This is a genomic window from Planktothrix tepida PCC 9214, assembly GCF_900009145.1.
GTDB lineage: Bacteria > Cyanobacteriota > Cyanobacteriia > Cyanobacteriales > Microcoleaceae > Planktothrix > Planktothrix tepida.
The window spans coordinates 1101367-1117346 of the sequence record NZ_LN889782.1; the positions used below are offsets into that span (position 1 = coordinate 1101367).

The following is a 15980-nucleotide window of genomic DNA, read 5'->3' on the forward strand; positions in this document are numbered from 1 at the left end:
ATTAGTATAAAACACTTGAATTGTTTTTTTAATGTTGCTCGTTGACATGGGGTAACTCTCAAATGTTACACAGGTTGAACAACGGGCTGATCCGTTGGAGAGATGATCACCCTCGCCTAAAATGCCTATGCAGCCAGCGATCCCGCCTTTATGTCAAGATTCCCTGACAATTCCTTTACAATTCCTTGACATCCGGGCTTACTGAGTATATTCTGAAACAGATTGGGAACGGAAAATACTGTTACCATCAACACCAGTAACATCGTTTCCATAAGTAAAATAATCTATGGAGACTGGATTACAGGTTTTTCTTTCAGCTATGCTGAACCCAACCCTCCCTACCCGTGTTGTGCCTTTTGTGTCTACTTAATCCTTCAACTATTGGTATCATCTATGTCTTTACGTCGTTTTCTAGTTGCTTCTAGCTTAATTCTCAGTCCCGTTGCTGCCATTAGTCTTCAATCAGCCGCCTTTGCTCAAACAGCAACTGATACTATTCAAATTGGTGGCAGTGTTTCTGCATCTGTTAGCATCACGTCAACAACAACTCAGTACGCTAGTGACTTACCTTTATCTACAGGAGGGGTAGAAAACAATCTCAAAATTGCTGACCTTGTTGTTACAACTAATTTTGGGGCTGCAACAATAACTGCAACCTCGACAAATAACGGTACTTTGCTTAATAATGATAATCCTGACGATAGCCTTCAATACGAACTTGACATAGTTGGTGACGGGGGGCAAGCCAATAACTTTAATAACTTAAGTAATTTCAGCCGGCAAGCGGAGGGTGATCTAGACTTATACATTAAGTTTACCAACCCATCTACACCACGAAAAGGTATCTACACTGATACTATAACCTTGACAGTATCTGATGAGTAAGCCTTTCACTCATTTTAGGTTTTAGTTTTAGGCCGTTTTAAAGAAATCGGGTTTCTAGTGGTAATGCGTATTCATCAAAATCGCATTAACCATTCCAGAAATCCGGTTTCTGTGTTGGTTTTCTGGTTTTTCTCTCAAACTATATTCTGATCAGAAAATATAAACAGAGTTGTTAGTATAGCAATCCGATTTGATTGGTGGTAGGGACAATTCATGAGTGGTAGGGACAATTCATGAGTGGTAGGGACAATTCATGAGTGGTAGGGACAATTCATGAGTGGNAGTTAAGCTGTTCCCTTTTGAGCAGAAATTTTGGATACAAATCAAATAGGATTGCTATATCAGGTTGATTTGAAAGCGTTATCTTCACGAAAATTAACCCAGCTATTCAGCAGGATCAGGCTCATAATCCAGGGTTGAATGTTGTACGATGAATCTGTATCTTTATCCAGAATCGGGAATTTTAACGGTATGGGTACAGGTCAGCTAAAATACAGAATCAATCAATTAAACGACAACTATGGTTAGTTTCTTACAAGGATTGTTCTCTAAGCGGAAGCCAGGAGTCGGAATTGAATTAGCCACAGAACGAATTAATCTGGTGGAAATGCGGAAAAAAGGTCAGCAATTACAGCTAGTCACCTTGGCTACAATTCCAGTTCCCGAAGGCGTTGTTCAAGATGGCCAAATTGTAGATACTCCAGCAATGGCAGAGTTAATTCAGGCGGCAATTACCGATAACAATATTAAAGCCAAAACCGTGGGTACATCTATTCCTGGACGGGAAGCAGTAACGCGGATTATTCCGGTTCCGGCTGACCTCAGTGATGATGAACTTAAAGAGTATATGAACGCAGAAGCGGGATTATATTTACCATTTCCTAGGGAAGAAGCCGATGTAGATTATCAAAAATTAGGGCGATTTGTCGATGAAGATGGCATCGAAAAAGTCCAAGTTTTATTAGTTGCTGCTCGTAAAGAAGTCACCGATACTTATGTTGAAACCTTTGCTCAAGCGGGTTTAAAGGTTACGGTTTTAGAGGTGAGTAATTTTTCTCTAATTCGTACCCTAAAAAATCAATTAGAGCAGTTTTCCTCCACCGAAGCCGCTATTATTGCCGATATTGAATTTGATAGCACTGAACTGGCGATTGTTGTGGATGGGATTCCTCAATTTAACCGCACTATTCCCATTGGATTATATCAAGTTCAAAGTGCCTTAAACAGTGCCATGAATTTACCTCCTTCGAGGGATGTCAGCGAACTCCAGGCCATGACCCTTCCGGTGACTGATACAATGGGAGCATTAAACGATCCCAATCCGGGGACGAATGCCATCATTAAGGTTTTTGCTGAATTAGCCGATGAACTGCGTCGCTCCGTTGATTTTTATATTAATCAAAGTGACGGTCTGGAAATGGCACAATTATTGTTAATGGGGCCAGGAGCCGCCATTGGACAACTGGATGAGTTTTTCATGCAACGGTTAGCAATGCCTGCGACGCAAGTTGATCCCATTGAATCCCTCTCTATTGCCTTTGAACGGGAAATTCCCCCAGAACAACGTGCTAGTTTAGGAGTGGCATTAGGTTTAGGAATGCGGATGCTCTAAACCCTGATCAGTGAGCCATCAACCGTCAACTGTCAACCGCCAACTAATTATGTATAACTTAGATATCAACTTTTTGAATGATCGACCTGATCTAATAGAACGAGAAGTTCGGCCACGGGTTGCCCCCAGCCAAAATATTGACCAGACTCCAATTTTAATCGGTGCTGGGGTCGCTTTAGCCCTCAATGCCATTGTCGGAGGAGCTTGGTTTATTTTTTATCAACAAAATACTGACCTAACCAAAGAACGTGATGCTCTTGTTGCTACATTAGGACAAAAAACCTCGGAGGTGGAAGCTTTAGATAAAATTAATGCAGAAACCGCTCAAGCCAATAAAGAAGCGGATGCCTTAGCGACTGTATTTAATCAAATAAAACCCTGGTCAGCACTTACCCTAGAATTAGGGGAATTGATGCAAGTCGCCGGAGTGAGAATTCTCAATATTGAACAGACCGAACCCGCCGCAGCAACGACAGCCACAGCCCCGGCTCCATCTCCCAGTCCCGCAGCAGATCAAGCCGCCGCACCTCCACCCGAACCCGAAACGGCTCAATTAAAAATTTCAGGAGTAGCAAATACTTACACTCAAATTAATGATTTTGTATTATTACTCAATCAATCTCCCTTTTTTAATGGGGAAAAAACAAAATTAATTGAGGCTAAATTAGAAGACAACTCAACTCAATTAGTGGCTAAATCCCCGGATGCAGATAGTGGTACTACCAAACCTCAGTTACAACCTGTGGTCAAGTATACAATTGAAACCTACCTTAGTCTAGCAACCGCCTCGGAGTTGTTACCACAACTGCAAAAAAATGGGGCGTTAGGATTGGTTAATCGGATTAAAACCCTTGAGGAAAAAGGAGTGATTAAAAAATGACCGTAGCCAATGAATTTATTCAAGATGTTGACGGTGAAGGCGGTGGGCCAGTTATATTTGGCATTGCCTTAACACCCAAAATCATGGGAATTGGTGCCGGAGTTGTGGGGGCAATTCTAGCAGGGTTCTTAATCTATCAATTTCTTCTTCCCACCTTAGCGGAAGGTCAAACTTTACGCGATGAAATTAAAACCAAACAAGATGAAATTGAGAAACAAGATCAGCGTTTACGGGAACGGGCTAAAGCTGAAAAAGAGTTAGCAGATGCTAAAGTTCGCCGAGCGACTGTTACCGCTTTATTTGCCGATGAAACCAGTTTAGAAACCCTGTTATTTGATATTAACGAACAGATTAATAAAATTAATGCGGGGATCATTGATGATAGCAAAAGAGCGAAACTTTCTTTGTTCACACCTGTTGTATTAGACAAACCAGAAGCAGAGATTGTCAATGATGGCAGCTTAGGCCCCGATGTCAATGGCAAACTCAGAAGACGTGCTTATAAAGTGGAGTTTGAAGGCAGTTTTGAGCAAACCCTAAAGTTTTTAGCTTCCTTGGAACGGTTACAACCTTTGTTAGTAGTCAGAGGTTTAAAATCTTCCTTGAAAGATCAAACTCAAACCATTGAGGGAGAATATCGACAAGGGAAATTTGTTCCCTCAGCCAATCAACCCCAACGACGGTTAAAAACAGCCTTTGAATTACAAGTCTTACTTCCTTTGAGTCCAGAACAAGCTAAAGCCGCTGTCGAAGCTGCTAAACCTGCCGAAACTCCGGCTGAACCGCCAAAATAGTTGGAATTTTGGCCTAAGTTGGTATATGGTAACAGGATAGCGGAAGATGAGGGGATCAGGGGACAAGGGGACAAGGGGACAAGGGGACAAGGGGACGGGGGGACAAGGGGACGGGGGGACAAGGGGACAAGGGGACAAGGGGACAAGGGGACGGGGGGAAATTATTGAAACCTGGAACCTGGAACCTGGAACCTGGAACCTGGAACCTGGAACCTGGAACCTGGAACCTAAAACTTGATATTGTGTTGAGGAGGAAACGTGAAACAGCTTCAAGGAATTGGTGCAGGACTTTTAACCAGTGCTGCGATCGCTATTGTGGCGCAAACCCCAGCATTTGCACAAACCCAAGTTCAAGATGTGCGACTGATAGAAATGAACGGGGAAGTGGGTTTACTGTTAATGACAAAAGGGGGAGAGCGACCGGAAGTATTTGTCGTCCGACGGGGAAATGATTTTGTTGCCGATATTATTAATACGCAACTTCCCGGCCAAAAACAAAACTTTCAACAAAATAATCCCATTCCAGGTATTGCTTCGGTTGTTGTCACCCAACTTGATCCCACCAGTATCCGGGTAATTGTCAGTGGGGTAAATAGTCCCCCCGAAGCCCGAATTCTCCAAGGAGGTAGAGAAGGGATTGTAATTAGTCTGGGTACGGCATCCGGTGCTGTGGCTCAAGTTCCGAATCAAGCCATAACCCCACCTCCTCCCACTCCTGGATCTACTCCTAAACCCCCAGCTAGAGGTTCTCAGCCAGTATTGATTCCTGATCCTCAAATCACCATTGATGGCCGAAACGTTCCCCAGGGAGCACCTCGCCCCGTTGATGCGGCTCCACCCTTTCTTCCCCGTGCTGTAGCACCCCCAGTTGGGGATATTGCTGTTTCTAATATTAATCCCACGACAACTTCGACGATTCGTTTAGATAATGGTCAACGCATTCCGCGTTTAGTGTTGCGAGATGCCCCAGTGCGTGATGTACTGGCATTATTAGCCAGAACCGCCGGATTAAATATTGCTTTTTTAGATGCAGCGTCTGAACAATCAGGACAAACAGCCCCCGGAGGCGCTTCAACCGGAAACGGACAAAAAATTTCTCTCGATATTGAAAACGAGTCAGTTGAAGATGTATTTAACTATGTTTTACGGTTAAGTGGATTAGAAGCTAACCGCAACGGAAATACTATTTTTATTGGGTCAAGACTACCCAATTCTGCGAGAAATGTCGTGGTTCGTTCCTTCCGCCTCAACCAAGTTAACGCAGAAACCGCAGCCGGGTTTTTAGTCAGTATGGGGGCAGAACGTTCGATTACCCGTGAACAACAGGTAACTCAATCGAACTCAGTTAATATTCCGGGGAGTACCCAAGCGTTAACCACAACCGATACACGGGTGACAACGGTTGTAGAAACCCTAAGAATTGAAACTCAAGACTCAACTCCCTTATTGCGAGGATTGCAAGTTTTAGTCGATGAACGGCTTAATAGTGTGACCTTGGTAGGAACACCCAACATTGTAGAATTAGCTTCGGCTCAACTGGTGCAACTGGATCTACGTCAGCGTCAAGTGGCGGTTAATGTTAAAGTCATTGACGTAAATTTAAGCGGAGAAGAAGCCGCCAATAGTAGCTTCTCCTTTGGAATTAACGATACCTTCTTTGTTAATGATGGAGGGGCAGCAACCGTTAATTTTGGGGGCTATAATCCCCCGAACAGTGTAACAACCCGAGCAGGTATTAATGCTCGACCGATTGTTCCCAATCCCATTAGTGGTGAAGATCCGTTCTACGATCCGAATCAACTGTCTGTTACTCCTTTAACGGCACCGGGCGGAGGGGTTGGTTTACAACCGATTGCACCTGTATCAGAACGGACGAATCAAGTTGGGATTTCTGAGTATGAACCCTTTACCCGAAATTTAGAAACTGGGGCACTTGACGCTTTAGGGACAGTCACCAATAGCGTTTTTCCCTACTTCCAATATCCCAAGAAGTTCCTATCCACCTTAACGGCTCAAATTATCAGTGGCAATGCCAAGATTTTGACCGATCCAACCTTAGTGGTTCAAGAGGGGGAAAGTGCTGCGGTTGCTTTAGTGGAAGAGGTTGTCAAATCGGCAACCACCACCACCACCGCAACCGTATCAGGAACGATCAGCAGTCAGAATTTCCAGTTCCAAGATGTGGGTTTAACTCTAGCTATTGATGTAGAACGAATTGATGATAATGGATTTGTGACCCTGCGAGTCCGACCGACTGTTAGTGCCCCTGGAGATCGGGTGAATAGTGCGGATCAAAGTTTTGCCCTTCAGATTCTCAGACGCACGGTAGACTCTGGGAATATTCGCTTACGGGATGGTCAGACTCTGATTGTTTCGGGGATTATTCAGGAACAAGAACGGTCTAATGTTAGCAAAATTCCACTGTTAGGAGATTTACCCATTGTTGGTTCGTTGTTCCGTCGAACCACGAAAAACAATCAACGGGCAGAAGTGATTGTGTTAGTGACGCCTCAAATTTTGGATGATAGCGATCGCAATCCCTACGGTTACGAATATAACCCCAGTCCCGATGCTTTACGAATGATGAGAGGACGTTAGGCTAGGGTTTGACGGTTAACATCTAGGGGCAGGTTCTTTGAGATCTGGGTGATATCAACTTGATGAACCCACCCCTAGGACTGTTGAGAGTTGACTGCTAATTTTATGGTGTGTGCGCTGCGATGGAATACCCGACAACTTCTTCCATTGTTCTTTCCTAATGGCTTTTGACAGGTTATGCTGTTGATTGCTTTATGCCAATCTTAAGGAGTAGAAACTCAGATGAACAAAGGTGAATTAGTGGATGCCGTAGCAGAACGGGCCAGTGTAACCAAAAAACAAGCTGATGCAGTGTTGACGGCAGCTTTAGATACGATCATGGAAGCAGTTTCCAATGACGACAAAGTGACACTGGTTGGCTTTGGTTCCTTTGAGTCACGGGAACGAAAAGCTCGTGAAGGCCGTAACCCGAAAACGGGTGAAAAGATGGAAATTCCAGCCACGAAAGTTCCTGCTTTTTCAGCCGGGAAACTATTCAAAGAAAAAGTTGCTCATAACGAGGATTAATTTCTAGGCGTGGAAGCAACCCATTCACCCCAACACGGGGGAAATTTAATCTGGGCCGCGACCGTAGCTAACTGTTCTCCCTCGGATATTCTGGATTTTTCTGCCAGTATTAATCCTTGGGGGCCGCCTTTATCTGCTCTGAGTGCCATTCATAGTCACCTGAGCGATTTGAATGCTTATCCTAATCCTGATTATGCAGAATTGAGAGCAGCGATCGCAGTTGCGGTCAATGGTGCAATGGCCCATGAGTCCCTAGAGGCGGATTGGATTTTACCCGGAAATGGAGCCGCAGAATTACTCACCTGGGCAGGACGGGAACTCGCGCAGTTAGATGCGACCTATTTACTCACGCCTGCCTTTGGGGACTATGGGCGGACGCTCAACGCTTTTGATGGAACTGTGATCGAGTGTCCGCTTTCGATGGCTTCTGTAGAGTTAACATTCTCTCTGCCTCAACCTTTTAATTCTCGCTCAGGTTTATTAATTAATAACCCCCATAACCCGACGGGAAAATTATTTTCTGCTCAGGTATTATTAGAATTATTAGAACAGTTTGCGTTGGTGGTGGTTGATGAAGCGTTTATGGATTTTTTACTTCCTCGTCAACAGCAAAGTTTAGTGTCTTGGGTGAAAGAATTTGAGAATTTAGTGATTTTGCGATCGCTGACCAAATTTTATAGTTTACCGGGGCTACGTTTAGGATATGCGATCGCCCATCCCCAACGGTTAAAAAAATGGCAAGGCTGGCGTGATCCTTGGCCTGTAAATAGTTTAGCAGTGGCAGCCGGAATTGCTGTTTTACAAGATACAGAATTTCAGGAACAAACTTGGCATTGGTTAGAAGCATCTCGCCCCAAACTTTATCAAGATTTAACCCATATACCCGGATTAAAACCTTTTAAAAGTGTGGCTAATTTTATTTTAGTTGAGTCAGATTACTCGGTTTCTACATTGCAATTAAAGTTATTAAAACATCATCAAATTTTAATTCGAGATTGTTTGAGTTTTCCTAGTTTAGGCGATCGCTATTTTCGAGTAGCCGTTAAAACAGAAACTCAAAATCAACGATTAATTCAAGCGTTAACAACGGTTTGTTTAGAGGAAAACTAATTTTTAACTTTAAAAACCTCATAAATACTAGAAAGTAATTTTTCAAAAACTACCGCTCTAAATTCTTCATTATTCATGACTTCCATAAAGATTTTTTCGTTTCCTTCTATGCGTTCTATAAATAAATTCTCCAGGTTTCTTTCTAACACGGGAGCAAAGTTTTCTTTTGTATTGACTTGAGCCGCTTGTTTAATAGTATCATTTGAGAGCGCGGTTTCGGTAATTTGCTCAAAAAACAGTTGATCAGCCGGAGTAAAATTAGTGCCAAAGCGTTCGTTAAGAAGGTCAACAAGCTGGGATAACGGCACTTTTTGATCCGGTTGACGTGTTCCTACTGCGGTCGCCCCTTTTAAGGGTTCTGCTGTTCCTTCCTTTAAATTAATTTCACCTTCACTAATTTTTTGTAATCGATAATATTTCAGTTCCAGATCTCCTGATAAATCAATTTTAGGGTCTTCTGTGCTGCGGGGTAATTTCTTCAGCAGAAAACGCCCATACGCATACAGTTTTTCTAAATCCGAATCTTGATAATTAATAATTTGAGATAGGAATAAATAAAGATTCCGAAAGCTGGTGAGTTGATTTTTAAATTGTTCTTTTTCGGAATCTTTCAGATTTTTATAGTTTTCAGCAATAGGGTCTAATAAACTATTTAATTGTTGGTGTTCTCTTTCGGTTAAAGCGGTTTTCGGACGAAACCAAATTTCACAAAAATTATTAACATCTTCTTGGCTAAATAATTGCCATTCATACAGTTGATACGAGAGATCATTGAGTTGTTGGGGGTCTGCTTTTTCTCCGACTGAGGTTTCTTCGTAATAAGGTTTAAAGGCGTTATAAATATCTTCAGATTTGTTAACAAAATCGAGAACAAAAGTGTCATCTTTTCCGGGGGTGGTGCGGTTGAGACGGGATAAAGTTTGCACCGCTTGAACGCCATCCAGTCGTTTATCGACAAACATAGTATGAAGTAAAGGTTGATCAAATCCGGTTTGAAATTTATTCGCCACCAACAATACTTGATAAGCATCACTAGCAAATTGATCAGCAATTTCTGAAGTTTTAATCCCTTGATTCATTTTAACTTCTGTAAAGGTTTCTTCTGGATATTCTTCTAATACCATTGAACCGGAAAAAGCCACCAGGGATTTAATATCATCATAGCATTTTTCTCGCAAATATTGATCAAAAGCAAGTTTATATTTTATCGCGTGTTCACGGGAAGTTGAATGTTTGGGAGGGGGAGAAAAACCCATTAAGGGATTTTGATGTTTATCGCAATTTAGATTTTAATTCCCAACAGATTCAGGATTTTATTGAACAATGGTTTAACGATGCANTCTATTACTCGCAGATGGGACACCCACCCCCGAAGTCATCGACTGTTGCGACTATCTCACCGACATCTTACACCTCGGTTGGATAACTCCCGACCCCCTCCCGTTACCATTCCCGCAACGTTCCTTTGTGGCGTCGCAGGAGAATTTATTAGAAGCAGTTGAAAGTTGGGTTAGGGAATATTAAATGGGTTTCGGGTTTCGGGTTTCGGGTGGGAGATATTTTAAAATCAAAAGTTAAATCAGTAGGGTGGATAAGCGCAGCGCACCCACCTAATTCTTACTAATTCTTACCAAATCCAACGGGTTTTTGCTGTCGTTTTTGTGCCAACAGTTGCATCACTTCATCCGCATAACGACCTTGACGCAATAATTCTGCCATCATCGTCATCGGTTGATTAATATGAGTAAAAAAAGCTTTATATCCCGCACATAAATAATTTAAACCTGCTTCTCCATCCGGGGTTTCAATAAAGCGGTTTTTCGGACAACCCCCATTACAGGCAAAACGCACCTCACAATTATGACAATAGTTCGGCAAAGAATCAAATTTAGCCTGACCAAATTGATATTGTTTTTCAGATGCAATTAACTCGATCATGTGGGTTTCCTGAATATTACCCAGTTTATAGTCCGGTTCAACAAAGTGATCACAGGAATACAGATCCCCATTATGCTCTAACGCTAACGCCGTTCCACAGGTTTTAGAAAAAATACAAACCCCTGGTTGCACACCCACCCAATTTGCCAAAGCCGCGTCAAAATGTTGAATAAAGATTTTACCTACATCTCGTCGCACCCACTGATCAAAAATAGCGATCAGAAATTGTCCAAACTGTTCAGGTTTAACTGATCGTTCTGTTACTTGATGACCCGATTGAATTAACGTTGAACCATCTGCATTGACCCGTTCAATAATTGGAATAAACTGGATAAATTCAACCCCTAAATGATCTCGAAAAAAGCGATAAACTTCTAACGGATGATTACTATTAACCGCATTAACAGTACAGAGAATATTAACATCAACCTGATGTTTTTTTAAGATTTTCCAACCCTGCATCACCTGTTCAAAACTACCCCGTCCCCGCTTATCCACCCGATAGACATCATGGAACGGTTGGGGGCCATCAATACTGAGTCCAATTAAGAAATTCTGCTGTTTAAAAAATCGTCCCCACTGATCATCGAGTTTTGTGCCATTCGTTTGCAGAGTATGAATAATTTGCTGTCCGGGTTTCTTATATTTTTCTACTAATTCTAGCGATCGCTCAAAAAATTCTAACCCCATTAATGTTGGTTCTCCTCCCTGCCAAGCAACCGTCACTTCTGGGGTTTGATGGGATTCTAACAACTGCTGAATATAGTTCTCCAATACCTCATCGGTCATGCGAAACTTGCTACCCGGATACAGTTGCTCTTTAGCTAAGAAAAAGCAATACTGACAATCCAAATTACAAATTGCCCCAGTAGGTTTTGCCAGCAAATGAAAAGCCAGAGGCGCGTTCTTCGGTCGGGTTCCCATAGTCAGAATAATGCAGGAGGGAAAATTAATAATTGATAATTGATAATTGATAACTAATAACTGATGATGCGGATACTTGATAACTGATAACTGTCTCTACTGTCGTGCCATGATGATCTTCAATTGATCTTCAGGATTTATCAAATGGTCGTGGTTATCTGTCCCCACATCAAGCTGTACCCAATCGATTTTCCCCGTAAATCGACTACTGTTAAAGGTGTAGTCAGGGGTGACAGGCGTACCGGACTCATAGCCGATATCAGTCGTTTCGTCTGCGGAAAAAATAAACGCTTGAGTATGTTCCACCCGACCCGTCCCTACTGACTGACCGTCGTAGTAAAGTGTGACATTGCCACCCTTACCTAAACCACCTCCATCATAGTTAAACTCCATTCGCACTTGATGTTGACCGGGTGGGATCGGTTGTTCGGCTTCTGTAACAAAACTCTGAATACCCAGGACGTTATAGACAAACTTGGCTTTTCCTTCATGGCTATAGACACTCCAACCCCCAAACCGACCGCCTTGGGCAATAATCACCCCTTCTACTCCTTCTGAGGGAACTTGCAGTTGGGATGTCACGGAGAAGGATTTGTTCTTAATATTGACAACGCTGTTTTCCGAGAGACGCCCCATCCCCGCAAAGAACAACTGGGAATTCCCCTTAATTAAAGTTGGTCGCCCCGCAGTTTCAGGATTACACCGTTCCACCTGGCGATCATCCAATGGTAGAACATTATACTTAACCGCCTCTATGAGAAATAGGCGTTGTAGTTCGTGCAGTTTCTCTGGCATCTCTTTGGACAGATCATGGGCCTGTATCCAGTCTTTGCTGCCGTCGTACAGTTCCCAGACATCATCATCAAAGGGCAACATCTTTTGATTTGTCATCACCCAGGGGGTGCGGTGTTTTGTAACGGCACTCCATCCTTTATAGTAGATGCCTCGGTTGCCAAACATCTCAAAATACTGCACCTCATGGCGTTCTGGAGCCTTGGCATCATTGAAACTATAAACCATGCTCGTGCCTTCATATTGGCTTTGCTGCACCCCGTTAACCATGATGGGTTCAGGAATTCCCGCCAACTCCAGAATTGTCGGTGCAATATCAATCACATGGCAAAACTGGTTACGGATGCCGCCCTTTTCCTCAATTTTCTTAGGCCAATGAACAATCGTACCGTTGCGAGTGCCTCCCCAGTGGGATGCGACTTGTTTTGTCCATTGATAGGGGGTATCCATCGCCCAAGCCCAACCGACGGCATAGTGGTTATAGGACTCAGGAGAGCCAAATTCATCTAATTTTGACAACATGAACTCCGGCGTTTCCAGGGCTGCCATGCCGTTGAAGTTCGCCATCTCGTTAAACGCTCCTTGCAGGGTTCCTTCGGCAGAAGCTCCGTTATCGCCAATAATCACATAAACGAGAGTCTCATCGAGGATGCCTAAGTGTTCTAGGGTGTCGATGACTCGCCCGACGTGGTAGTCGGTGTGTTCCAGAAAGGCGGCATAAACCTCCATCTCCCGTTCCAACACGGGTTTAAGTTGGGGGTTCATGTCGTCCCAGGCAGGAATTTCTGCATGGCGTTGAGTGAGTTGGGCATCGGGTGGGATGACTCCCAGTTCTTTCTGTTTGGCGAAGGTGATTTCACGTTGTTGATCCCACCCGTGAGCAAACTTACCTTTGTACTTTTCGATCCACTCCTTGGGAACGTGATGGGGGGCGTGGGTTGCACCGGGAGCAAAGTACATAAAGAAGGGTTTATCGGGCATCAGGGCTTTTTGTTGACTGACCCATGCGATCGCTTTATCTGCTAAATCTTCGGTTAAGTGATAGCCTTGTTCTGGTGTTTTGGGAGGTTCTATGGGAGTTGTACCTTCATAGAGGGCGGGTTCCCATTGATTATTCTCCCCACCAATAAAACCATAGAAATATTCAAAACCCCCGCCTCCAGTTGGCCAGCCGTCAAAGGGGCCCATCGGGGAGGTTTGCCACACGGGGACTTCATGACATTTGCCTAAATAAGCCGTTGAGTAGCCATTCAATTTCAGGGTTTCTGCAAGGGGAGCTTTGGTGTTGGGACGCACGGAACTGTAACCGGGGGCGGCGGTGGCCGTTTCCGTAATATTGCCCATGCCGACGGAATGATGGTTGCGTCCGGTGAGTAATGCCTGTCGGGTGGGAGCACAGAGGGCGGTGGTGTGAAAACGGGTGTATTTGAGTCCCTGGGATGCAAGTTTCTCGAAGGTGGGGGTATTGCAGGGGCCACCAAAGGCACTGGAAGCACCAAAACCCACATCATCCAGCAGCACAATTAACACATTGGGAGCCCCTGCTGGTGGACGCAGATCGCGAATGGGGGGATAGTGCGTATCGGGATCTTTGGCATCGTAGGTGGTCAGTCCGATGGGGGTCTGATCAGGAATCGGGAGAATTTGGCGTTGAATAGAATTACTGGGCGTCATAATGATCTGGCTTTCCTAAAATTTTTTAAATATATCTCAGGAGTCTGTTAGCCTTAAAGTTAACCTAGATAAGAATCAGGGATTGGCAAATCTTTACATTTCTTTATAAATAAAAGTTGATTTAGATCCAACTAATGATTAAGCTAAATCTGATCTTTATTAGTCCCTCTTTCCTGCTAAGTCTTCATTATAAAGATAGGATGATTTGCCCCTCGAAATCTTACCCGTTATGACTCAACCCCCCAACAACTCAGAAACCCATAAACAGCTTTCTACTAATGATTTAGCCGAAGATCGTACCGAACTCGCTAAATACCGCAGTCGCGCCGCCGCTGATCGGACTTTAATGGCTTGGATACGCACTTCCCTATCCTTAATTGGTTTTGGTTTTGGTATTCCTACTATTGTCAGAACTATTGAACAAACCCACCTGACTCCTAAACTTGATCCGGTGCGATTTTCTGTTATTGTTGGACTGTCTTTTATTGGGACGGGAATGCTAGGAATGGCTTTAGGACTGAGAGAACATCGTCGGTTACTTCAACAAATAGAAAGCGATCGCTATACTTATGAAACTTCCCACAGTACAGAAATTATCGGGGTTGCTTTACTGGTGATTGGGTTCATCAGTTTTATTGGGGTGATCGTTAAATCTCTCATGTTTTAATTTTGTTTTCAATAACTTTAAACCCGTACAAACGACCAGATGAAATCAGTTTTAACTTCTTGTTTTAGTTTATTAACTTTTCTAGTGGTGACTCCCGCTTGGGCGAGTTCTGTTAAACTGGATTCTGAACAAAACCTCTCCTCTGTTTTTTCAGAAGATCAGCATCAGTTTTTGATTCATTCTGATTGGCATTTTTCCGGTGATCTATCTTCAGTTCAGGTTAATCCGGTTTCGGTTGAGAAAATTGCGATCGCTCCTTCACCTTCACAACAATCCACCACACATAATGCAGAAGATTTTAAACTCTCTAATTTGAATTCAACCTTTTTAAATTCTAGCAGGAATGCAGCCGATTTGCAACCGTATCAACTGAGAAAAGATGATGAAATTTTATCAAATTCAAGTTGGTCTAATTTAGAAAAAAATACAATCAGCCAAAATCCGATTAATTTTGATCAGGTTGTTAATGAAGTCTTGACTGAAGAGTCCCAGAGTTCGACTCCTAAAACTGAACAACCTCAGTCCCGCAACGGATGGCGATTTGAAGTTGAACCGATGCTATTTGTTCCGTTTAATATTGATGGTTATGCCATTGTTGGAGAAGGTGCGAGTGTTAATCGAGTCGTTTTAGTAGACTTAATTACGGCTGAAATTACCAATCGTATCTTAAATCAATTACCCCAAGATTTAATTGAAAAAGCGGTTGATCGAGTGTTAGAACGATTACCTTTTGATCGCAGAAATACTCGATTAGAAGATCGCATTGCTCAAGAGGTGCGAGAACGTTTACAACAACGGGGACAAGACCTAACAGAACGCTTAGAAACGCAGATTCGGGAAGGGGTACAAACAATAGTAGATCGAGTTCCTCCGGGTCAAGTTCCCGTTGAAGTTGATTTTAATATTGGGTTAGGACAGATTTTGGATTTCAATAAAATTTTAGAGTTAGGAACTCGTTTAGAAGCGTGGAATGGGGATATCGGATTCATCTTTCAGGGAACTTATGCTGAAATGGGTGTTACCGAGAACGGTTCACAAATTGATCTTGATTTGAATACGAAATTATTAACAGCAGAAGTCTCCCTTGCATGGCATTTAGGAACCCTTTCTCTCACTCAGGTTAAAGATTCTTCTCGACAAAAACCTGTCTATCCTTCCCTTGATTTTGAAGTTTATGGTGGGACTCGTTTTGGCTATCTTGAGAGTGATTTTAGTTTTGATCCTGGCCCAGATATTAACTATCGACCTGATTGGTTTGATCCGTCTTTTGGTGCACAAATTAAACTCAATTTAGCCGATAATTTAGCGATTACAACACGGGGAGGAACTGCCATTACAGGAGGAAGTGATGCTCTTACGAATTGGGATTTACTCATTGGTTTAGATTGGCAAGTTTCCCGTGATTTAACCTTATCCGCAGGCTATCGTTTATATCAATTAAAAGTTGAACAAGAAGGAGACTATGGAACCTCTACTGTTAAAATGACTTCACAAGGAATGCGTTTAGGATTAGGTTGGTCTTTCTAATTTCGAGACAAATTCACGAACTGTTAAACGCAGTGTATATGACCATCCTAAATCTGATGTAAAATCTTTCTA

General features: G+C 43.0%; 12 protein-coding genes and 1 pseudogene. 10 read left to right on the forward strand and 3 right to left on the reverse strand.

Going from position 1 to position 15980, the window contains the following annotated elements; genetic code table 11:
* Positions 1–393: 393 nt before the first annotated feature.
* From PL9214_RS07780 to cobD, 7 genes are all read left to right on the forward strand, one after another.
* Positions 394–885 carry a hypothetical protein gene (locus PL9214_RS07780; protein ID WP_072718202.1) on the forward strand — a complete coding sequence of 164 codons (492 nt, stop codon included), beginning with the start codon at positions 394–396 and terminating at the stop codon, positions 883–885.
* A 520-nt stretch (positions 886–1405) separates the two neighbouring features.
* Positions 1406–2497: a type IV pilus biogenesis protein PilM gene (pilM, locus tag PL9214_RS07785; RefSeq protein ID WP_072718203.1), complete on the forward strand. Its 1092-nt coding sequence runs from the start codon at positions 1406–1408 to the stop codon at positions 2495–2497.
* Between the two features lie 49 nt (positions 2498–2546).
* On the forward strand, positions 2547–3377 hold the full coding sequence (locus tag PL9214_RS07790; protein WP_072718204.1) for a PilN domain-containing protein: 831 nt from the start codon (positions 2547–2549) through the stop codon (positions 3375–3377).
* Positions 3374–4171 carry a type IV pilus inner membrane component PilO gene (locus tag PL9214_RS07795; protein ID WP_072718205.1) on the forward strand — a complete coding sequence of 266 codons (798 nt, stop codon included), beginning with the start codon at positions 3374–3376 and terminating at the stop codon, positions 4169–4171. The genes PL9214_RS07790 and PL9214_RS07795 overlap by 4 nt, the downstream gene beginning before the upstream one ends.
* 258 nt (positions 4172–4429) lie before the next feature.
* On the forward strand, positions 4430–6769 hold the full coding sequence (locus PL9214_RS07800; RefSeq protein ID WP_072718206.1) for a type IV pilus secretin family protein: 2340 nt from the start codon (positions 4430–4432) through the stop codon (positions 6767–6769).
* 222 nt (positions 6770–6991) lie between these two features.
* The gene (gene hbs / locus PL9214_RS07805) at positions 6992–7276 is read left to right on the forward strand and encodes a non-specific DNA-binding protein Hbs (RefSeq protein WP_072718207.1); all 285 of its coding nucleotides are present in this window, start codon (positions 6992–6994) and stop codon (positions 7274–7276) included.
* A 9-nt stretch (positions 7277–7285) separates the two neighbouring features.
* Positions 7286–8386: a threonine-phosphate decarboxylase CobD gene (cobD, locus tag PL9214_RS07810; RefSeq protein ID WP_072718208.1), complete on the forward strand. Its 1101-nt coding sequence runs from the start codon at positions 7286–7288 to the stop codon at positions 8384–8386.
* Here the strand turns inward: cobD and PL9214_RS07815 are convergent.
* Positions 8383–9642 (reverse strand): type I restriction enzyme subunit R domain-containing protein, encoded by a 1260-nt coding sequence (locus tag PL9214_RS07815; protein ID WP_222425209.1) that lies wholly within the window; start codon positions 9640–9642, stop codon positions 8383–8385. The two genes, cobD and PL9214_RS07815, sit on opposite strands and share 4 nt — an antisense overlap.
* Positions 9643–9736: 94 nt before the next feature.
* Between PL9214_RS07815 and PL9214_RS33225 the strand changes: the two are divergent.
* Positions 9737–9910 (forward strand): annotated as a pseudogene (locus tag PL9214_RS33225) (NACHT C-terminal alpha/beta 1 domain-containing protein); the annotation flags it as partial.
* 96 nt (positions 9911–10006) lie between these two features.
* On the opposite strand, the gene PL9214_RS07820 reads toward PL9214_RS33225, so the two are convergent.
* Both PL9214_RS07820 and PL9214_RS07825 read right to left on the reverse strand, forming a co-directional pair.
* The gene (locus PL9214_RS07820; protein ID WP_072718209.1) at positions 10007–11248 is read right to left on the reverse strand and encodes an anaerobic sulfatase maturase; all 1242 of its coding nucleotides are present in this window, start codon (positions 11246–11248) and stop codon (positions 10007–10009) included.
* Positions 11249–11344: 96 nt separating this feature from the next.
* Positions 11345–13714, reverse strand: a complete 2370-nt coding sequence (locus tag PL9214_RS07825) for an arylsulfatase (RefSeq protein ID WP_072718210.1) — start codon at positions 13712–13714, stop codon at positions 11345–11347.
* Between the two features lie 229 nt (positions 13715–13943).
* On the opposite strand from PL9214_RS07825, the gene PL9214_RS07830 reads away from it, so the two are divergent.
* Complete coding sequence (locus PL9214_RS07830) at positions 13944–14381, forward strand: YidH family protein (RefSeq protein ID WP_072718211.1); 438 nt, start codon at positions 13944–13946, stop codon at positions 14379–14381.
* Positions 14382–14420: 39 nt separating this feature from the next.
* Positions 14421–15908, forward strand: coding sequence for an outer membrane protein (locus PL9214_RS07835; RefSeq protein ID WP_072718212.1), 1488 nt, complete (start codon positions 14421–14423; stop codon positions 15906–15908).
* Positions 15909–15980 lie beyond the last annotated feature (72 nt).